Source organism: Pseudomonas sp. S2_A02 (assembly GCF_054668495.1).
The window spans coordinates 4555744-4574268 of record NZ_CP162776.1; the positions used below are offsets into that span (position 1 = coordinate 4555744).

The 18525-nt window shown below is 58.2% G+C and carries 20 protein-coding genes; 11 read left to right on the forward strand and 9 right to left on the reverse strand.

What is annotated here, in order from left to right:
• Positions 1-105: 105 nt before the first annotated feature.
• The gene (locus AB4O41_RS20840) at positions 106-1017 is read right to left on the reverse strand and encodes a LysR family transcriptional regulator (protein ID WP_460144491.1); all 912 of its coding nucleotides are present in this window, start codon (positions 1015-1017) and stop codon (positions 106-108) included.
• A 262-nt stretch (positions 1018-1279) separates the two neighbouring features.
• Between AB4O41_RS20840 and AB4O41_RS20845 the strand changes: the two genes are divergently transcribed.
• Both AB4O41_RS20845 and AB4O41_RS20850 read left to right on the forward strand, forming a co-directional pair.
• Complete coding sequence (locus tag AB4O41_RS20845; protein WP_460144493.1) at positions 1280-1708, forward strand: DUF4160 domain-containing protein; 429 nt, start codon at positions 1280-1282, stop codon at positions 1706-1708.
• The gene (locus AB4O41_RS20850) at positions 1705-2151 is read left to right on the forward strand and encodes a DUF2442 domain-containing protein (protein ID WP_460144494.1); all 447 of its coding nucleotides are present in this window, start codon (positions 1705-1707) and stop codon (positions 2149-2151) included. The genes AB4O41_RS20845 and AB4O41_RS20850 overlap by 4 nt, the downstream gene beginning before the upstream one ends.
• A gap of 54 nt (positions 2152-2205) precedes the next feature.
• Here the strand turns inward: AB4O41_RS20850 and trmA are convergent, their stop codons facing one another.
• Positions 2206-3285, reverse strand: coding sequence for a tRNA (uridine(54)-C5)-methyltransferase TrmA (gene trmA, locus AB4O41_RS20855; RefSeq protein ID WP_201062094.1), 1080 nt, complete (start codon positions 3283-3285; stop codon positions 2206-2208).
• Positions 3282-4577, reverse strand: a complete 1296-nt coding sequence (locus AB4O41_RS20860; protein WP_460144496.1) for an NCS2 family permease — start codon at positions 4575-4577, stop codon at positions 3282-3284. Before AB4O41_RS20860 ends, trmA begins: the two co-directional genes overlap by 4 nt.
• A 227-nt stretch (positions 4578-4804) precedes the next feature.
• Between AB4O41_RS20860 and AB4O41_RS20865 the strand changes: the two genes are divergently transcribed.
• Complete coding sequence (locus AB4O41_RS20865; protein ID WP_460148391.1) at positions 4805-5260, forward strand: DUF4879 domain-containing protein; 456 nt, start codon at positions 4805-4807, stop codon at positions 5258-5260.
• A gap of 67 nt (positions 5261-5327) precedes the next feature.
• Positions 5328-5879 (forward strand): DJ-1 family glyoxalase III, encoded by a 552-nt coding sequence (locus AB4O41_RS20870; protein ID WP_460144498.1) that lies wholly within the window; start codon positions 5328-5330, stop codon positions 5877-5879.
• Positions 5880-5885: 6 nt separating this feature from the next.
• On the opposite strand, the gene AB4O41_RS20875 is transcribed toward AB4O41_RS20870, so the two are convergent.
• From AB4O41_RS20875 to AB4O41_RS20885, 3 genes are all read right to left on the reverse strand, one after another.
• Entirely contained in the window at positions 5886-6173 is a 288-nt protein-coding gene (locus AB4O41_RS20875) for a HigA family addiction module antitoxin (protein WP_460144500.1), read from the reverse strand.
• Between the two features lie 14 nt (positions 6174-6187).
• Complete coding sequence (locus tag AB4O41_RS20880; RefSeq protein ID WP_367373035.1) at positions 6188-6466, reverse strand: type II toxin-antitoxin system RelE/ParE family toxin; 279 nt, start codon at positions 6464-6466, stop codon at positions 6188-6190.
• A gap of 131 nt (positions 6467-6597) precedes the next feature.
• Positions 6598-7836: an MFS transporter gene (locus tag AB4O41_RS20885; RefSeq protein ID WP_460144502.1), complete on the reverse strand. Its 1239-nt coding sequence runs from the start codon at positions 7834-7836 to the stop codon at positions 6598-6600.
• A gap of 546 nt (positions 7837-8382) precedes the next feature.
• Between AB4O41_RS20885 and AB4O41_RS20890 the strand changes: the two genes are divergently transcribed.
• From AB4O41_RS20890 to AB4O41_RS20900, 3 genes are read left to right on the forward strand one after another with little or no spacing between them, the layout of a single operon-like run.
• Positions 8383-9822 carry a cytochrome ubiquinol oxidase subunit I gene (locus tag AB4O41_RS20890; protein ID WP_460144504.1) on the forward strand — a complete coding sequence of 480 codons (1440 nt, stop codon included), beginning with the start codon at positions 8383-8385 and terminating at the stop codon, positions 9820-9822.
• Positions 9823-9825: 3 nt separating this feature from the next.
• Positions 9826-10833 (forward strand): cytochrome d ubiquinol oxidase subunit II, encoded by a 1008-nt coding sequence (cydB, locus tag AB4O41_RS20895; RefSeq protein WP_460144505.1) that lies wholly within the window; start codon positions 9826-9828, stop codon positions 10831-10833.
• Between the two features lie 51 nt (positions 10834-10884).
• Positions 10885-11052 carry a DUF2474 domain-containing protein gene (locus tag AB4O41_RS20900; RefSeq protein ID WP_082239562.1) on the forward strand — a complete coding sequence of 56 codons (168 nt, stop codon included), beginning with the start codon at positions 10885-10887 and terminating at the stop codon, positions 11050-11052.
• A gap of 66 nt (positions 11053-11118) precedes the next feature.
• Here AB4O41_RS20900 and AB4O41_RS20905 read toward each other — a convergent pair whose 3' ends face one another.
• On the reverse strand, positions 11119-12243 hold the full coding sequence (locus AB4O41_RS20905; protein WP_460144507.1) for a methyltransferase: 1125 nt from the start codon (positions 12241-12243) through the stop codon (positions 11119-11121).
• A 191-nt stretch (positions 12244-12434) separates the two neighbouring features.
• Positions 12435-13142, reverse strand: coding sequence for an autoinducer binding domain-containing protein (locus AB4O41_RS20910; RefSeq protein ID WP_460144508.1), 708 nt, complete (start codon positions 13140-13142; stop codon positions 12435-12437).
• 295 nt (positions 13143-13437) lie between these two features.
• On the opposite strand from AB4O41_RS20910, the gene AB4O41_RS20915 reads away from it, so the two are divergent.
• Complete coding sequence (locus tag AB4O41_RS20915) at positions 13438-14214, forward strand: ferredoxin--NADP reductase (protein WP_460144510.1); 777 nt, start codon at positions 13438-13440, stop codon at positions 14212-14214.
• Positions 14215-14256: 42 nt separating this feature from the next.
• Here AB4O41_RS20915 and mscL read toward each other — a convergent pair whose 3' ends face one another.
• Positions 14257-14670 carry a large-conductance mechanosensitive channel protein MscL gene (gene mscL, locus AB4O41_RS20920; RefSeq protein ID WP_008010503.1) on the reverse strand — a complete coding sequence of 138 codons (414 nt, stop codon included), beginning with the start codon at positions 14668-14670 and terminating at the stop codon, positions 14257-14259.
• Positions 14671-14955: 285 nt separating this feature from the next.
• Between mscL and katB the strand changes: the two genes are divergently transcribed.
• From katB to radA, 3 genes are read left to right on the forward strand one after another with little or no spacing between them, the layout of a single operon-like run.
• Complete coding sequence (gene katB / locus AB4O41_RS20925; protein WP_460144511.1) at positions 14956-16497, forward strand: catalase KatB; 1542 nt, start codon at positions 14956-14958, stop codon at positions 16495-16497.
• 57 nt (positions 16498-16554) lie between these two features.
• Entirely contained in the window at positions 16555-17109 is a 555-nt protein-coding gene (locus tag AB4O41_RS20930; RefSeq protein ID WP_460144513.1) for an ankyrin repeat domain-containing protein, read from the forward strand.
• A gap of 45 nt (positions 17110-17154) precedes the next feature.
• Positions 17155-18522, forward strand: a complete 1368-nt coding sequence (gene radA, locus AB4O41_RS20935; RefSeq protein WP_007937264.1) for a DNA repair protein RadA — start codon at positions 17155-17157, stop codon at positions 18520-18522.
• The last annotated feature ends 3 nt before the right edge of the window (positions 18523-18525 follow it).

Consider the following 18525-nt stretch of genomic DNA (forward strand, 5'->3'; position numbering starts at 1 on the left):
TTAATAAGGTCAATTGAACAGGGCGTCTGGCGTGGATTATTTGTGCGGTGATCGGACAGATACAAAAGACCGCAGGCTTCGGCAGCGCCTATAAGTGCGATCTTTTCAGCGCGGCAGATGCTCAACTAGAAAATCGATAAACGCTCTTAACCGCAACGGCACATGACGGCTTTGCGGGTACAGCAGAGTGAAGGGGCGGGAGCGTCCGCCATAGGGTTTGAGCACTTCCACCAGCGAACCGTCCGCCAGTTCGTTTTCGACGATAAAACGATAGGTTTGAAACAACCCTGCACCGTGTTTCGCCAGCGTCACGCCCCCCAATACGTCATCGGAGCAGCAGTAGTTGCCCTCGGCGAGAATCTCCAGCGGCACACCGTTGTCGTTGAACAGCCAGGCAATCCGCCGGCCGCTGCTGGGCAGTTCGTACTGAATGCATTCGTGCTGCGCCAGCTCATCCAGGGTCTGCGGGGTGCTGGCGCGCTTCAGGTAATCAGGGCTGGCAATCATCACCAGCGCGGCATCCTCCAACGGCCGGGCAATCAGCCCGGAGTCGGGAATGGCCCGCACACGGATTGCCATGTCATAGCCTTCGCCGACGAAATCGATGTTGCGATTGCTGATATGTGCCTCGACCTTCACGGCGGGAAAGCGCGCCCGAAACGCCGGTAGCAAAGGCAGGATTCGATGATGGGCATAGGTCGTGGGAATGCTGATACGCAAAGTGCCGGAAGGTTCTTGCTGCTGCCCCATCACCTCGCGCTGGGCCTCGACCAGTTGCGCGAGAGCCTCGCGACATTCTTCGAAATAACGCCGGCCACTGTCGGTCAGCCTGACGCTACGAGTGGTACGCGCAAATAGCCGTACACCCAAACGTTCTTCCATGCGCGACACCGAACGGCTGACGGCGGCCGGGGTCACCCCCGCCACCAGAGCCGCAGCAGTAAAGCTGTCGGCTTCGGCGGCCAGGCAAAACAGTTCGATGCTGCCCAGCTGAAGATCGTCGAAATGTCGCTGCATGATTGATTACACCGGCAATCAAATGAAGTGTCTGAGTCTGTATTTATCAAATAAGAGCGCATAAATACAGTGCCGGGTTCAGCACGGGCCAGGTTGGCAATGAAAGGATTGCTTACTCTTTTTTGTCTTGATTGGCGGAGCCCGATCGACCTGGAACGCTAGGCTCAAACGTGGACAGTTGATCCAAGCGATCAGCGCCAGTTATCGGATTCTTCAAGGAATGGCGAATCTTTGAACTCTATAACCTAACGGATGGGTTAGCATGAATGTATGCTGCTACAAAGGGTTTTCACTGGTGGTCATGTTGCGTAATGAGCATTGCCCGCCACACGTTCACGTCGACGCAGGCACATGGAACGCGCGCTTCAGGTTCAGCTTCTGGCACAACGGGGTCGAGCTCTGGGATGTCGTCCCTCATTCACATCGACCTCCTTTGGCTGTGCTGGAGGGATTGCGTCAGGCGCTCAGGCAACCTGCTCATCTGCGGCGAGCCCGTGGCATCTGGTGGGACAAATTGCAGACGGCCTGCCTCGACAATCAGTTATGGGATTGGCAGGGCAATGAAGTGGTCGTGATGAAGTGGGTTGCCAGCACGACTTACATGATTGGTTCGGCTCGCTATGAGTCGCAGAGCAACAAGACCCTGCTGAGCCTGATGGGAGCACCAGAAGGCGTGGAGATCGAATTATGAAAACGATAAGCGCAAAAATGCAGGTCGATCACCCCGTGACCGAAGGCGCTCTGGACGAAGCGATCGAGCGTGGTGAGGCACGCCGTCGTGCCGGATTGAATGCGACGACGGTGATCTTTCTTGATCCCTGTCTCGCCGTCGGTTTCGAGGATGGCAGCGGTGTATTGTTGCCAGTAAAAAACTATCCGGAGTTCGATGGTTTTGAGACCGAGGATTTCGCCGGGCTGAAAGTCGGTTTCGCCGGAGCCGCGCTTTGTCATGAAGACAAGGATCTGCAGGTGTCCATCGCCGGTCTGATTTCGGCGAGCAAACCGCTGATGGATATGGCGACCTCGGTGATCGCTTCGCGCAATGGTCGTCAGAGCAGCGCCGCCAAGGCCGAGGCTGCGCGGGCCAATGGCAAGAAGGGTGGTCGCCCGCGCAAAGCCGATGCGGCGCTTTGATCGCCCACAAAAAAGCCGTCCAGTGGACGGCTGATTTGTAGGTGGAGGCTGCGATCAACGCCGGGTCAACAACACCCCGGATTCCATGTGATGGGTCCACGGAAACTGGTCGAACATCGCGCATTGGGTAATGCGGTGAGTGTCGTGCAGTTGGGCGATGTTGGCCGCGAGGGTTTCCGGGTTGCAGGAAATGTAGAGGATATTGTCGAAGCGCCGGGTCAGTTCGCAGGTGTCCGGGTCCATGCCGGCGCGGGGCGGGTCGACGAATACGCTACCGAATTCGTAGCTCTTGAGGTCGATGCCATGCAGGCGGCGGAACGGCCGAACTTCGTTCAGGGCTTCGGTCAGTTCTTCGGCAGACAAACGCACCAGCGTGACGTTATCCACCGCGTTTTCGCTCAGGTTGCTGAGCGCTGCATTGACCGAGGTCTTGCTGATTTCGGTGGCCAGCACTTTGCGCACGCGGGTCGCGAGCGGCAGGGTGAAGTTGCCGTTGCCGCAATACAGCTCCAGCAAATCGTCGGAACGATCGCCGAGGGCGTCATACGCCCAGTTGAGCATCTTCTGGTTCACCGTGCCGTTGGGTTGGGTGAACGCGCCTTCCGGCTGGCGATAGCTGAAAGTGCGGCCACCAACTTCAAGTTTCTCGACCACGTAATCGTGACCGATCACTTCGCGCTTGCCCTTCGAGCGACCGATGATGCTGACGTTCAGGTCGGCTGCCAGTTTCGACGCCGCTGCATGCCAGTGCTCGTCCAGCGGGCGGTGATAGCACAGGGTGATCATCGCATCGCCGGCCAGGGTGGTGAGGAACTCCACCTGAAACAGCTTGTGGCTCAGGGCCGCACTCGCTTGCCAGGCCGCCTTGAGCTGCGGCATCAACTGGTTGATGCGCAGGCTTGCGATCGGGAACTCTTCGATCAGGATCGGCGTGCGTTTGTCTTCCTGGGAAAACATCGCGTAATGGCGCTCGCCGGCTTCGCGCCACAGGCGGAATTCGGCACGCAGGCGGAAATTTTTCAGCGGCGAATCGAACACCGCAGGTTCGGGCGCCCCAAACGGGGCCAGCAGGTCGCGCAGGCGCGTGACCTTTTCTTCGAGCTGAACAGCGTAAGCCTGGGAATCAAAAGTCATGCGTTGAACCAACCCAACTTGATCACGAACAGAATCGACAGAATCACCAGCGCCGAATTCAACTCACGGCCGCGACCGGACAACAACTTGATGGCAGTCCAGGAGATGAAACCGAAGGCGATGCCGTTGGCGATGGAATAAGTGAATGGCATGGCCAGGGCGGTGACCACGACCGGTGCGGCGACGGTGATGTCGTCCCAGTCTATTTCCGCCAGGCCGGATGTCATCAGTACGGCGACGAACAGCAAGGCAGGCGCGGTGGCAAACGCTGGAACGCTGGCCGCCAATGGCGAGAAGAACAGCGCCAGCAGGAACAGGATCGCGACCACGACGGCGGTCAGGCCGGTGCGGCCACCGGCACTCACGCCGGCGGCGGATTCGATGTAGCTGGTTGTGGTCGAGGTGCCCAGCAAGGAACCGGCCATGGCCGCGGTGCTGTCGGCGATCAGGGCGCGGCCCATTTTCGGCATGTGGCCGTCCTTGCCCATCAGGCCGGCGCGCTTGGCGACGCCGATCAGCGTGCCGGAGTTGTCGAACAGGTCGACGAACAGGAAGGCGAAGATCACGCTGACCAGACCGATGTCCAGTGCGCCTTTGATGTCCAGTTGCAGGAAGGTCGGGGCGAGGGACGGTGGCATCGACATCACGCCACCGAACGGGGTGAAGCCCAACAGGATGGAGACGATGGTCACCGACAAAATGCCGATCAGGACTGCACCGCGTACTTTCAGGGCTTCGAGAGCAACGATCAGGGCAAAGCCGAGGGTCGCGAGAATCGGCGCCGGTTGCTTCAAGTCGCCGAGGCCGACCATGGTCGCCGGGTTGCTGACCACGATGCCGGCGTTGTGCAGGGCGATCAGCGCCAGGAACAGACCGATACCGGCGGCAATAGCCGAACGCAGTGGTAACGGGATGCTGTTGATGATCCATTCACGGATGCGGAAGATCGACAGCAGGAAAAAGCACACCGCCGAGATGAACACCGCGCCCAGCGCCACTTGCCAGGTATGGCCCATGTGCAGGACCACGGTGTAAGTGAAGAAGGCGTTCAGGCCCATGCCCGGCGCGAGGGCGATCGGGTAGTTGGCGATCAGGCCCATGGTCGTCGAGCCAATGGCGGCTGCCAGACAGGTCGCGACAAACACCGCGCCCTTGTCCATGCCTGTCTCGCCGAGGATGCTCGGGTTGACGAACAGAATGTAGGCCATGGCCAAAAAGGTCGTGACGCCCGCCAGAATCTCGGTCCGCACGTTGGTGTTGTGTGCCTTGAGTTGAAACAGCCTTTCCAGCATGTCTGCTCCCCGTGGCGCGCCCGGCGCCGTGAATGTATCGACCTCAACAGCAAAGCACAGACCGCTGCAGGCGCCTGGGTATTTTCTGTGGGTCGGAAAAAGCCGCGCATCATACCAGCAGCGTGGGGCTATGGCTGCTTATGGCAGCGATCGTCGTCGATGTTTTGCACAAAAGGGAACTGCGCCATACTGCGCGCTGTTTTTTTGGGGGGAGGGAGGGGGTAGATATGTATTGCATTAATAAGCGTGTGATTGCGGCATTTGGGTTGCTGGTCACCTGTTTCATCGGAGCTCAAGCAGCTATTGCAGCCACGGCGCCACCGTTGAGCCAGGTGAAGGTGCTCAAAGTCGAATCGCCATCCTGTGGATTTGAAAGTATTGCGGACGGTCAGGACCAGACGCGCTGCAACCACAGTGGCCCGAACATCAAGGTCTACGTGCTGGAGGTCGGCTACGGTCGCGAGCCTCATGTTGCGCTGGACGGATTCAAAGTGGACGGCACCCGAACCCCTGTCTGTGCTTTTGATACCGGCAACCTGACCGAGTGCTCTGCCGGGAAAAAAACCGTCGGCTATCTGTACATCTTCAACCTGGCAGGCAAGCAGGACGGCACCTTCACGTTCAGCGACACCTCGATCAATGCACCCGGCAATACGATGTCGACGCAGCTTTACATCAAGTAACGGCTGGGCTCGAACAAGGGTCAGGAAAGCTGACTACGCTTTAAAGATCATCCTGTGGACCGCGCCCATGACCTTTAGAGCCCTGATTACCCTCGCCGAGGGCATCGACGATCTGCAAACCGTGACCCTGATCGATGTGCTGCGCCGCGCCAAGGTTGAAGTGGTGGTGGCCAGCATCGAGGCACGGCGCATGCTCACCTGCGCTCGCGGCACCCGCTTGACCGCCGATGCGATGTTGGTGGACTTGCTCGCCCAGCCGTTCGACCTGATCGTGCTGCCCGGCGGTGCCGTGGGGGCGCAGCATTTGTCGGCCCACCAACCCCTGCAACAATTGATCAAGGACCAGGCTGCCGCCGGGCGCCTGTTCGCCGGTATTGCCGAATCTCCGGCACTCGCGCTGCAAACCTTTGGCGTTTTGCGTCAGCGACGCATGACTTGCCTGCCCACGGTCAGCAATCAACTGTCGGGCTGTAACTTCATCGATCAACCGGTGGTGGTCGATGGCAACTGCATCACTGCTCAGGGCTCGGGCGCCGCGTTGCAGTTTGCGCTGACGCTGGTGGAGCAACTCTGCGGCAAAGCCATGCGGTCGACGGTGGCGGGGGAATTGGTGGTCTAGTGAATATCAGGCGTGGATAGCAATCGGTTCGATTAAGGGTTGCTCACGCTGCTCCGCTTGCCAGAGATCGTAGTCAGTCTGAACTCCTAACCACATCCGGGCCTTACCGATTCCAGCCCGCTCCAGACGTACCGCCAGGTCCGGACTGATGGGCGCATGGCCGTGCAGCACTCGCGAAAGATGCGGGCGGGCGAATCCAAGGTGCCTGGCCAGTTCGGTGACGCTGATACCAAGCTCGGGCAATACATCCATCAAGAGTGTTTCGCCAGGGTGTGGCGGGTTGTGCATGGGCATGGTCCTGCCTCCTGTCAGTGGTAATCCAGATAGTCGACCAGTTCGATATCCGAACCAATAAAACGAAAAATAACCCGCCAGTTCCCCGAAACGCTGAGTGACCAATATTCGATCAGATCACCCTTGAGCGGGTGTAATCGCCATCCCGGAAGGTCGAGGTCGTCAGGGGCCACTGCGCGATCCATGAACTGCAGCATGCGAGCCAGACGTTTCGCATGATCTGCTCGAATCCCACGAGTCGATCCTGTTTCGTAGAAGCCACGAAGGCCTTTGTGCTGAAAGGATTTGATCATGCTCAAAGTGTAAGGCGATACATTACACTTGATGCACTATCTTTGTATTGCACTTGGTCGGAGAATTTATGCTTTGTGCTGATTTCCAGTCTTTTGGAAGCAGGTACGGGACCTCCGTATCCTGAGCCACCTCAGACCCTGACCTCTTCCACCGGCACATGCATACGGTCGCGGTTGGCCAGGGTCGGGAACAGTTTGATCCAGGTTCCGGTCACCATCAGCGTGCCAATGCCACCCATCACCACTGCCGGCACGGTGCCGAACCAGTGGGCCGTCAGGCCTGATTCGAACTCACCGAGCTGATTCGAAGCGCCGATGAACAAGCCATTCACAGCGCTGACCCGGCCGCGCATTTCGTCGGGGGTTTCCAGTTGCACGAATGAGGCGCGGATCACCATGCTGATCATGTCCGCTGCGCCCAGTACCACCAGCACGGCGAGAGAGAACCAGAAGGAAGTCGACAGGCCGAAAGCGATGGTCGCCACGCCGAATACACCCACGGCCGTGAACATCACCCGCCCGACGTTTCGCTCCACGGCAAATCGCGCCAGAAACAGCGACATCAGCAGCGCACCGACTGCCGGAGCCGAACGCAGCAGGCCCAGACCCCACGGGCCAGTCAGCAGAATATCTTTGGCGAACACCGGCAGCAAAGCGGTTGCGCCACCCAGCAGGACGGCAAACAGATCCAGGGAAATCGCCCCGAGAATGTCGGGGCGGCTGCGAATGAAGCGGATGCCCGCCAGCAGCGAATCCAGGGTCGCCTTGCCCTTGTTCAGCGGTGTCTGCCGGGCCGGAAGGTTGAGCATCAGCGCACAAGCGATGAGGTAAAGAATCACCGTCGGGCCATACACCCAGACACTGCCGAATGCGTAGAGCAAACCGCCCAGCGCCGGGGCGACGATGGTCGCCGATTGTTGTGCAGATTGCGCGGCGGCAACGGCACGGGGAAACAACGCGCTGGGCACGATGCTCGGCAGCAATGCCTGAGTCGTCGGCATTTCGAAGGAGCGGGCGGCGCCGAGCAGGAACGCGAGGATGAAGATCATCTCCCGGGTGACATGGTTGGTCGCGCTGCCGATGGCCAGTGCCAGGGCGATCAGCGCTTGCAGGAACTGACAAATTGCCGCGACCTTGCGCCGGTCATAGCGGTCCGCGACATGCCCGGTGTGCAGCATGAACAACACTCGAGGGGCAAATTCCACCAGCCCCACCAGGCCCAGATCGAGCACGTTGCCGGTCAGTTGATACAGATTCCAGCCGATAGCCACCGTGAGCATCTGAAAACCGCTGGCGGTAAACACCCGAGCCAGCCAGAACGCGATAAACGGGCGGTGATGACGTAACAGCAGGGGCGCTTGGTTGGGCATCTGAAGGCAGGTCTGGGCGAGGTGAAGGGCGAGATTATCACCGACCTGTAACCAGAAGTTGCGAGCGCGATAAATTTAGTTAGCTAAACACCGATCCCACAGAACATACAAATCCCCCTGTGGCGAGGGGGTTTACCCCCGTTCGGCTGCGAAGCAGTCGTAAATCCGGTTACTGCGGTGTGCCTGGTAGAAATCAGTTGCCAAGGTCAGGGGCCGCTTCGCTGCCCAACGGGGGCAAGCCCCCTCGCCACAGTTAGTCCACCCATCCAAAAATGTATTGCAGCTCAAGACAAAACCCATGAGGCAACCTGTCACGCGGCAATAGACCACACCGTCCATCGGCAAAAATGCGACTACTCTTTCAACGTTGCTTGATCCAGATCAAGACCTTTCGTGGAAATGATCCGGCGGCCAGATGGCCAGACTCCCTACGTTGTGATGATGGTACAAAAAGAACGAATTCGAATTCGCCACACTCCATATCCGTGGGGGCAGTGGGTGTAGGCCGCAAGCCTTCAGCCGGTATTACCTGACAGAGGAAGACTTATGTTCGGTTTGGAGGCACTTGATCTCGCCCGGATTCAGTTCGCATTCACCATTTCGTTTCACATCCTGTTCCCGGCCATTACCATTGGCCTGGCGAGTTACCTGGCGGTGCTCGAAGGCCTGTGGCTGAAGACGCACAACGACACTTACCGCGACTTGTACCATTTCTGGTCGAAGATCTTTGCTGTCAACTTCGGCATGGGCGTGGTTTCCGGTTTGGTCATGGCCTATCAGTTCGGCACCAACTGGAGCCGTTTTTCGGACTTCGCCGGTTCAGTGACCGGGCCGTTGCTGACCTACGAAGTGCTCACCGCTTTCTTCCTCGAAGCCGGTTTCCTCGGCGTCATGCTGTTCGGCTGGAACAAGGTCGGGCGCAAGCTGCACTTCTTCGCTACCGTCATGGTGGCCATCGGCACCCTTATTTCGACCTTCTGGATTCTGGCCTCCAACAGCTGGATGCAGACCCCGCAAGGTTATGAAATCGTCAACGGCCAGGTCATTCCGGTGGACTGGCTGGCGATTATTTTCAATCCGTCATTCCCTTACCGCTTGATGCACATGGCGACCGCAGCGTTCGTGGCGACCGCCTTCTTCGTCGGTTCATCGGCAGCCTGGCACTTGCTGCGCGGCAAGGACAACCCGGCAATCCGCACCATGCTCTCGATGGCGATGTGGATGGCGCTGATCGTTGCTCCGATTCAGGCGGTTATCGGCGACTTCCACGGCGTTAATACGCTCAAGCATCAACCGGCGAAAATCGCCGCGATCGAAGGCCACTGGGAAAACGTCGGCGATGAGCCGACCCCGCTGATCCTGTTCGGCTGGCCGGACATGAAAGCCGAGAAGACCAAATTCGCGGTAGAAATTCCGTACCTCGGCAGCCTGATCCTGACCCACACCCTGGACAAGCAAGTGCCGGCACTCAAGGAGTTCGCGCCTGAAGACCGGCCGAATTCGACCATCGTCTTCTGGTCATTCCGGGTCATGGTCGGCCTGGGCGTGCTGATGATTTTCACTGGATTGTGGAGCCTGTGGCTGCGCAAGCGCGACAGGCTGTATACCTCGCGGCCGTTCCTGTACCTGGCGCTGTGGATGGGCCCGTCCGGCCTGATCGCGATTCTCGCCGGCTGGTTCACCACTGAAATCGGCCGTCAGCCATGGGTGGTCTACGGCTTGATGCGCACGGCAGACGCTTCCTCCGGGCACAGCTTCGTGCAGATGAGCATCACCTTGATCATGTTCGTTGTGGTGTATTTCGCCCTGTTCGGTGCCGGTCTTGGCTACATGATGCGTCTGGTGCGCAAAGGGCCGAAGATCGACGAAGGCAAGGAAACCAACGAAGGCGGTCCTGGCCAGAAACGCACACCGGCCCGTCCGTTGTCTGCAGCTGATGACAATGGTGACGCTGATCACAATCACAGCCTGAACAAGGAGATTTGAATCATGGGTATTGATCTTCCGCTGATCTGGGCCGTGATCATCATCTTCGGCATCATGATGTATGTGGTCATGGACGGCTTCGATCTGGGAATCGGGATTCTCTTCCCGTTCATCAAGGGCAAGACCGACCGTGACGTCATGATGAACACCGTCGCCCCAGTCTGGGACGGCAACGAAACCTGGTTGGTATTGGGCGGCGCTGCCTTGTTCGGCGCCTTCCCGCTGGCCTATTCGGTGGTGCTCTCGGCGCTGTACCTGCCGCTGATTTTTATGCTGATCGGGCTGATTTTCCGCGGTGTGGCCTTCGAGTTCCGCTTCAAGGCCAAGGACGACAAGCGTCACCTCTGGGACAAGGCATTCATCGGTGGCTCGATCGCCGCTACCTTCTTCCAGGGCGTGGCATTGGGTGCCTTCATCGATGGGCTGCCGGTGGTCAATCGCCAATTCGCCGGTGGTTCACTCGACTGGCTGACGCCGTTCACAATGTTCTGTGGCGCGGCGCTGGTGGTAGCTTATGCGCTGCTCGGTTGCACCTGGCTGATCATGAAAACCGAAGGAAAATTGCAGGAGCAGATGCATGACCTGGCGCGGCCATTGGCGTTCGTGTTGCTGGCGGTGATTGGCGTCGTCAGCGTCTGGACGCCCTTGGCCCACGCTGAGATCGCTGCACGCTGGTTCACCCTGCCGAACCTGTTCTGGTTCTTGCCGGTGCCGATTCTGGTGCTGGTGACCCTGTACGGTCTGATTCGCGCGGTGGCCCGCAATGCGCATTACACGCCGTTCCTGCTGACCCTGGTGCTGATCTTCCTCGGCTACAGCGGTCTGGGTATCAGCCTGTGGCCGAATATCGTGCCGCCGTCGATCTCGATCTGGGACGCCGCCGCACCGCCGCAAAGCCAGGGCTTTATGCTGGTAGGCACGCTGTTCATCATCCCGTTCATCCTGGGTTACACCTTCTGGAGCTACTACGTGTTCCGCGGCAAGGTCACCCACGAAGATGGTTACCACTAAACGACTACGCGCGCGATTGATACCGGCGCCATTCCAGAGGAGAAAGCGATGATGGCTGGCAAACCTACGTTGCAGGAAATCGAAGCGGCCGAGAAAAAGCCGCTCTGGCAGCGACTCGGCTGGCTGGCGATGATCTGGACCGGCAGCGTCGTGGCACTGTTCATCGTGGCCACGCTGATGCGCATGTTCATGAATGCCGCCGGTTTGAGCACCCACTGAAATTCCCATCCCGTTGCCTTGCGGCACGGATTTATAACCCTCCCGATGGAGGGTTTTTTTTCGCTTTTATTTACGTGCTTTGAGAATGACGAACTTGGGGGTGGCCGCGACTTGCTCGACGCCGCGGAACAACCGCGCCAGCTTGCTGTGATAACCCAGGTGACGGTTGCCGACGATGTACAGCGCGCCGCCCACCACCAACGATTCACGTGCCTGCTGGAACATCCGCCAAGCCAGGAAATCGCCGACCACTTGCTGTTGGTGAAACGGCGGATTGCACAGCACCACATCCAGAGATTGAGGTTCCTGCTCTGCCAAACCATCGCCGGCCCGCACGATCACGTCACGATCACCCAGCGCCGCACGCCAGTTTTCAGCGGCCGATTGCACCGCCATGAACGACTCATCCACCAAGGTGTAGTGGGCCTCAGGGTTTTGCAGGGCACTGGCAATCGCCAACACGCCGTTGCCACATCCGAGGTCGGCAACTCGCGCTGCGCCGAGGTTCTTCGGCAAGTGTGGCAAAAACGCCCGCGTGCCGATATCCAGCCCCTCGCGGCAGAACACGTTGGCGTGATTGAGCAGTTCGATTGCAGGGGCGTCGAGTCGATAGCGGGTCGGGTAGGGGGAGAACGCAGGGGCTCTGGCTTCGGACGTGGCGATCAGCAGCCGGGCCTTCTTCACGGCCAGCGAGGCTTGTACCGGGCCGATGTAGCGCTCCAGCAGATCGCCCGCAGCGCGTGGCAGATGCTTCACCATTGCGGCCGCAATCACTTGAGCGCCGGGAGCCAGTTGGCCCTGTAGCCGGATCAGTTGCTCCTCCAGCAAGGCCAGGGTTTTCGGTACCCGGATCAATACCCGGTCAAACGGCCCGATGAACGCTTCGCTGGCAGGCACATTCGGCACTGCATCAAACGCCTGGCCGTTGCGTATCAGGTTTTTTTCCAGCCCCTGAAAAGCCAGAAACGAATCGCCGCTGCTGATCACCTGAACCTTGCCCACCAGGCTGGCGGCCAAAGCACCGAAGCTGTCGTTGAGCACCAGCACTCGGGTATCGGCTGCCGGTTGTTGCTCGGCCAGATGAGTGAGCAGGTATTCGTCTGCGGCATCAAATGCTTGCAACGGTTCATTCTGCTGTTCTGGCTGGCGGATCAGATCGAGTTGAGCGAAAGGGGTTTCGAGCAGAGGCATGAGGCAGGGGGCTCTGGGTGGTCAACGGAGGATAATCAACAAGTGGCTCGCCGCTCAGGGGCTTGTAGCGGGCGAGCCATTCCGAGTGGACTACGTCGTGGAATCTCACACGGCATCACTCAGGATTGGATCGCAGATGGTACGTTTTTTTCGCTTGGATTACTCGCGAGGATTCGCAGATTCAAACAGATTCAGATCACACCCGCTCTCGCGGCTCTGATCACGGCCGCAATCTTGTTGTTGACGCCGAATTTTCGGATGGCGCCGCGTATATGGAACTGTACCGTGCTTTCACTCAGGTTGAGGATGATCGCGATCTCGTATGCCGTCTTGCCATCGGCTGAATACTTCAATACCTCGATTTCTCGGGATGATAAATGCACTGTGCCCGGTTTCGAGGGCACAGGTAGATCTTTCGCAACAAGCCCGTGCAGGTGACGGCTAATGAACATCGCATAGCCCAGATTTTTGTACAGATCATACGTAGTAATCGGGCAGTTGCTTCTGGCCAGGCTTAGCATGCTGCAAAGCCCATTCTGATCATGAACGGATTGAGACCAGCCATAGTGCAAGCCTTGCTGTTTTTGTGCTTGCCACAGCGTCGGTGTCTTTGAGAACACCTCTTCCTGCCAAAGAATCGGCAATTCGGAGTGTTTGCAATGGGCTAGTATCGGGTCGACTTCACCGAAGTGCTCTTGTTCATATCTTGTGTTCCATTCGGTGGGGTAGTTATTCAGCTGGATCTGATTGCGGTGTGTCCCCTTTGTTTGAGAGGTTATTGAAAATGCGCAGAAATTAAAGCCAAGATTCTTGACGAGATTGAGAGAAATCTCGTATGCGGTTTCCATTTTCTGAGCGTAAGAAAGCTGTGTTAACTGTGATTCCTTCCACACGTTCATTGGGTAACTCCATGCGGACTTACTTGAGTTTGGTGCTTTTTGGATCCAAGATCCGGCACGCCAGCAGTGTAGGAGAATTCCTACTTGCATGCTGGATTTTTTCGTTCTTTAGAAAACCACTAACTGAATAACCGGTTCTTAGGTCTTCTACCGCGGGACAGCAGGATCAATGGCTGCATTGTAATATTTATATTTGCATTGTTAGTGGGTCGGAACGGAAAGCCATTACAAATCACCGGTGTTTACGCCGCCTGCTTTGCGGGACACTGGCTCCATCTGTTGAATGGAGTGACCCATGACTGCCAGTGCAGAAAAATTCACGTGCCAGACCCTGCTTGATGTCCAGCCATTGACGCCAAACCTGTTTACTCTGCGAACCTCCCGGGACCCAGGTTTTCGTTTTCGCGCAGGGCAATTCGCCCGGTTGGGGGTCACCAAGACAGACGGGAGTACGGTGTGGCGGGCTTATTCCATGGTCTCGTCACCCTATGACGAGTTCCTGGAATTCTTCTCCATTGTTGTACCGGGAGGGGAGTTCACCAGTGAACTGAGTCGGCTGGTAGTCGGCGATACGCTGCTGGTCGACCGGCAGGCTTTTGGCTATTTGACGCTGGATCGCTTCGTCGATGGCCGTGACCTCTGGTTGTTATCCACAGGCACCGGGCTGGCGCCGTTTTTGTCGATCTTGCAGGACTTCGAGGTTTGGGAAAAATTCGAGCGCATCATCCTGGTCTACAGCGTGCGCGAAGCGCGGGAGCTGGCGTATCAGGAGCTGATTGCAGGGCTGGCACAGCGCGATTATCTGGCCGAGTACGCGCACAAGCTGCAGTTCATCGCCACCGTCACGCGCGAGCAGCATCCAGGTGCCTTGAATGGGCGGATCACGACACTCATGGAAAATGGCGAGCTGGAGCGGACGGCTGGTGTAGCGCTGACAGCCGAGCATTCACGGGTAATGCTCTGCGGTAATCCACAGATGATCGATGACACACGCAAGTTGCTCAAACAACGGGGCATGCACCTGAGCCTCAGTCGACGACCCGGCCAGGTGGCAGTGGAAAACTACTGGTAAAAAACGGCACCGAAGGCGCCGTTTTTACCGGGTGATCAGTCATCAGGGCCGATTATTCTGGGCCTTGAGCAGATCGCGAATCTCTTCCAGCAGCTCTTCTTCCTTGGTCGGAACCGGCGGCAGGGTGGGCGCAACGGCCTCTTCGCGCTTCAGACGGTTGATGGCCTTGACGCCCATGAAGATCGCGAAGGCGACGATGATGAAGTCGATCAAGCTCTGGATGAACTTACCGTAGGCCAGCATCACCGCGGGGACATCACCATTGGCTGCCTTGAGCGTAATGGCCAGGTCACTGAAGTCCACCCCACCGATCAGCAGGCCGATTGGCGGCATCACCACGTCGCCGACAAACGACGAAACGATTTTGCCGAAGGCCGCGCCGATGATGATACCCACGGCCATGTCGACCACATTACCTTTGACCGCGAAGGCCTTGAACTCACTTATCACGCCCATAGGTTATTTCCTTGTTACAGATGAGGTTGGTGAACGCAGTGTAAAGCAGCAAAACGGCTCCTGCTCGAAACACCGCCTTACGATGCTCGCTCCTATCGACTCATCTTCCGCCAATTAGTTTACAAAGTGCCACCAGACGCGCGCGATTACCCGCTCTAGACCGGGCTTTCCAGAACCTTTTCGCTATCGGCTCGGTACGGGATTTCTATTTATGTTTTGGCCTTTGGGTCACTAGCCTCTGTGGGGCGCACCTGGATGCGCCTTATAAAATCAGAGGAAACTTCCATGACAACTCCCCTCGGCCTCGGGGCTTTGCCCCTCCGTCGTACGTTTGGCGTTCTGACCGCCAGCCTGCTGTCCTTCTCCGTCAGCGCGGCGACGTTGACCCGCGATAACGGCGCCGCCGTCGGCGACAACCAGAACTCGCAAACCGCTGGCGCGACCGGGCCGGTGCTGTTGCAAGACATACAATTGATCCAGAAACTCCAGCGTTTTGACCGTGAACGCATTCCCGAACGCGTGGTGCATGCCCGTGGCACTGGCGCCCATGGCACGTTCACCGTGACCGACGACCTCAGCGACCTGACCAAGGCCAAGGTATTTGCCAGCGGCCAGAGCACGCCGGTATTCGTGCGTTTTTCCGCTGTGGTCCATGGCAACCATTCACCGGAAACCTTGCGTGATCCGCGGGGGTTCGCCACCAAGTTCTATACCGCAGACGGCAACTGGGACCTGGTTGGCAACAATTTTCCGACCTTCTTCATCCGTGACGCGATCAAGTTTCCAGACATGGTCCACGCCTTCAAGCCAGACCCGCGCACCAACCTTGACGACGATTCCCGTCGTTTCGACTTTTTCTCCCATGTTCCGGAAGCCACTCGTACCTTGACCGAGTTGTATTCCAACTCCGGCACGCCGGCCAGTTATCGGGAAATGGACGGTAACGGTGTACATGCCTACAAGTTAGTTAATGCCAAAGGTGATGTGCACTATGTAAAATTTCACTGGAAAAGTTTGCAGGGGATAAAAAATCTTGACCCTAAAGAAGTGACGGGTGTTCAAGGTCAAGACTACAGTCATATGACCAACGACTTGGTTTCACATATTAACAAGGGTGACTTCCCGAAATGGGACTTGTACATCCAGGTTATAGATCCGCAAGACTTGTCCAAGTTTGATTTCGATCCATTGGATGCGACCAAAATTTGGCCAGGTGTTCCAGAGCGAAAAGTTGGACAAATGGTGTTGAACCGCAATCCAGCGAATGTTTTCCAGGAAACCGAACAAGTGGCCATGGCCCCGGCCAATTTAGTTCCGGGTATCGAACCTTCGGAAGATCGCTTATTGCAAGGGCGAGTGTTCTCGTATGCCGATACCCAACTGTATCGTCTGGGGGCCAACGCTCTGCAGCTGCCGATCAATGCACCCAAAGTCGCCGTGAACAACGGTAATCAGGATGGCGCAATGAACATCGGCGCCAGCAGCACAGGCGTGAATTACCAGCCAAGTCGCTTGCTGGCCCGTGAAGAGCCGCAAACCGCGCGTTACAGCCAGTCGACCCTGTCGGGCAGCACGCAGCAGGCGAAGATTCAACGTGAGCAGAACTTCAAGCAGGCCGGCGATCTGTATCGCTCGTTCAACCCGAAGGAACGTCAGGACCTGATCGACAGTTTCGGTGGCTCACTGGCCACCACCGATGATGAGAGCAAGCACATCATCCTGTCCTTCCTATACAAGGCCGACCCGGAATACGGGACCGGGGTGGCCAAAGTAGCCAAGGGTGATCTGGCTCGGGTCAAGGCGCTGGCGGCCAAACTGGTCGACTGATCCATCCGCCTGAAGCGGGACCTCATGCGAGGTCCCGTCTGATCAAGGAGCTCTGCCATGCGTTTTTATCTGTCTGTGTTTCTGGCGTGTTGGTCGCTCAGTATGTTCGTCGGGTCTGACGCGCAAGCCTCGAAAGCCCCTGCGGCGCTGAAAGCCCAATTAGAGGATTACTATTTCGATGCCGCTCGACGCGGCGATGTGCCGATGCTCGAGACCTTCATCGAGGCTGGCTATTCCCTCGATACCCGTGACAGCAAGGGGTACACCGCACTGATTCTGGCCGCCTATCACGGCCAGGGCGCCGCAGTGGAGCGTTTGCTCGCTGCCGGGGCGGACGCCTGTGCCCAGGATCAACGCGGCAACACGGCATTGATGGGTGCGATTTTCAAAGGCGAAATGCAGATTGCCAGGACCCTGCTGGCGGCCAATTGCAGCCCCGACCAACGCAACGGCGCGGGGCAGACTGCCGCGATGTATGCCGGTTTGTTCAAGCGCGTCGGGTTGCTCGACGAACTCAAGGCCAAAGGCGCGGACATGAACGCCGAAGATCCGCTGGGCAACAGTGCCGCGCGTCTGGCCAGCGGTGAAATCCGCACGGCGGCGCCGCGCTGATCCGCGCTAGCTGAGCTATCATCGCGGTTTTTGCCGGGAGTTCAGATGGCCAAGGCCAAGCGCATGTACGGCTGCACCGAGTGCGGCTCAACCTTCCCGAAGTGGGCCGGCCAGTGCGGCGAATGCGGGGCCTGGAACACCCTGACCGAAACCATGGTGGAGAGCGGCGGCGCCGCAGCCCCCAGCGGTCGCACCGGTTGGACCGGCCAGCAGGCGCAGATCAAGACCCTGGCCGAAGTCAGCGTTGAAGAGATTCCGCGTTTCTCCACGGCGTCCAGCGAGCTGGATCGCGTTCTGGGCGGCGGTCTGGTGGATGGCTCGGTGGTGTTGATCGGTGGTGATCCCGGCATCGGCAAGTCGACAATTTTATTGCAAACCTTGTGCAACCTTGCCAAGAGCATGCCGGCGCTTTATGTCACCGGCGAAGAATCCCAGCAACAAGTGGCCATGCGTGCCCGACGCCTGGGCTTGCCTCAGGATCAACTGCGGGTGATGACCGAAACCTGCATTGAAACCATCATCGCCACGGCCCGGCAGGAAAAGCCCAAGGTGATGGTGATCGACTCGATCCAGACGATTTTCACCGAGCAACTGCAATCAGCACCGGGTGGCGTCTCTCAGGTGCGCGAAAGTGCGGCGTTGCTGGTGCGTTACGCCAAACAAAGTGGCACGGCGATTTTCCTCGTGGGCCATGTCACCAAAGAAGGCGCGTTGGCCGGCCCCCGAGTGTTGGAACACATGGTCGACACCGTTCTGTATTTCGAAGGCGAATCCGATGGGCGCCTGCGTTTGTTGCGGGCGGTGAAAAACCGTTTCGGCGCGGTGAATGAATTGGGCGTGTTCGGTATGACCGACAAGGGCCTGAAAGAAGTCTCCAACCCTTCGGCGATTTTTCTGACTCGCGCTCAGGAAGAAGTCCCGGGCAGTGTGGTCATGGCAACGTGGGAAGGCACCCGGCCGATGCTGGTGGAAGTTCAGGCATTGGTGGACGACAGCCATCTCGCCAACCCGCGCCGTGTGACGCTCGGTCTGGATCAGAATCGCTTGGCCATGTTGTTGGCGGTTTTGCATCGCCACGGCGGCATACCGACTCATGATCAGGACGTGTTCCTCAACGTGGTCGGTGGAGTGAAGGTGCTGGAAACAGCGTCCGACCTGGCCTTGATGGCGGCGGTCATGTCCAGTTTGCGCAACCGGCCGCTGCCCCATGATCTGCTGGTGTTCGGCGAAGTCGGCTTGTCGGGTGAAGTGCGTCCGGTGCCGAGTGGCCAGGAACGCTTGAAAGAGGCGGCCAAGCACGGCTTCAAGCGCGCCATCGTGCCCAAGGGCAACGCGCCGAAAGAGGCGCCGCCGGGATTGCAGATTATTGCCGTGACGCGTCTCGAACAGGCGCTCGACGCGTTGTTCGAATAACGG

Coding starts and splice junctions, on each gene's coding strand:
- AB4O41_RS20845 (WP_460144493.1), top strand. CDS start 1,280: ATGAATGTATGCTGCTACAAAGGGTTTTCACTGGTGGTCATGTTGCGT.
- radA (WP_007937264.1), top strand. CDS start 17,155: ATGGCCAAGGCCAAGCGCATGTACGGCTGCACCGAGTGCGGCTCAACC.
- AB4O41_RS20930 (WP_460144513.1), top strand. CDS start 16,555: ATGCGTTTTTATCTGTCTGTGTTTCTGGCGTGTTGGTCGCTCAGTATG.
- AB4O41_RS20900 (WP_082239562.1), top strand. CDS start 10,885: ATGGCTGGCAAACCTACGTTGCAGGAAATCGAAGCGGCCGAGAAAAAG.
- AB4O41_RS20905 (WP_460144507.1), bottom strand. CDS start 12,243: ATGCCTCTGCTCGAAACCCCTTTCGCTCAACTCGATCTGATCCGCCAG.
- trmA (WP_201062094.1), bottom strand. CDS start 3,285: ATGACTTTTGATTCCCAGGCTTACGCTGTTCAGCTCGAAGAAAAGGTC.
- AB4O41_RS20885 (WP_460144502.1), bottom strand. CDS start 7,836: ATGCCCAACCAAGCGCCCCTGCTGTTACGTCATCACCGCCCGTTTATC.
- AB4O41_RS20910 (WP_460144508.1), bottom strand. CDS start 13,142: ATGAACGTGTGGAAGGAATCACAGTTAACACAGCTTTCTTACGCTCAG.
- mscL (WP_008010503.1), bottom strand. CDS start 14,670: ATGGGCGTGATAAGTGAGTTCAAGGCCTTCGCGGTCAAAGGTAATGTG.
- katB (WP_460144511.1), top strand. CDS start 14,956: ATGACAACTCCCCTCGGCCTCGGGGCTTTGCCCCTCCGTCGTACGTTT.
- cydB (WP_460144505.1), top strand. CDS start 9,826: ATGGGTATTGATCTTCCGCTGATCTGGGCCGTGATCATCATCTTCGGC.
- AB4O41_RS20890 (WP_460144504.1), top strand. CDS start 8,383: ATGTTCGGTTTGGAGGCACTTGATCTCGCCCGGATTCAGTTCGCATTC.
- AB4O41_RS20840 (WP_460144491.1), bottom strand. CDS start 1,017: ATGCAGCGACATTTCGACGATCTTCAGCTGGGCAGCATCGAACTGTTT.
- AB4O41_RS20860 (WP_460144496.1), bottom strand. CDS start 4,577: ATGCTGGAAAGGCTGTTTCAACTCAAGGCACACAACACCAACGTGCGG.
- AB4O41_RS20870 (WP_460144498.1), top strand. CDS start 5,328: ATGACCTTTAGAGCCCTGATTACCCTCGCCGAGGGCATCGACGATCTG.
- AB4O41_RS20850 (WP_460144494.1), top strand. CDS start 1,705: ATGAAAACGATAAGCGCAAAAATGCAGGTCGATCACCCCGTGACCGAA.
- AB4O41_RS20865 (WP_460148391.1), top strand. CDS start 4,805: ATGTATTGCATTAATAAGCGTGTGATTGCGGCATTTGGGTTGCTGGTC.
- AB4O41_RS20875 (WP_460144500.1), bottom strand. CDS start 6,173: ATGCCCATGCACAACCCGCCACACCCTGGCGAAACACTCTTGATGGAT.
- AB4O41_RS20880 (WP_367373035.1), bottom strand. CDS start 6,466: ATGATCAAATCCTTTCAGCACAAAGGCCTTCGTGGCTTCTACGAAACA.
- AB4O41_RS20915 (WP_460144510.1), top strand. CDS start 13,438: ATGACTGCCAGTGCAGAAAAATTCACGTGCCAGACCCTGCTTGATGTC.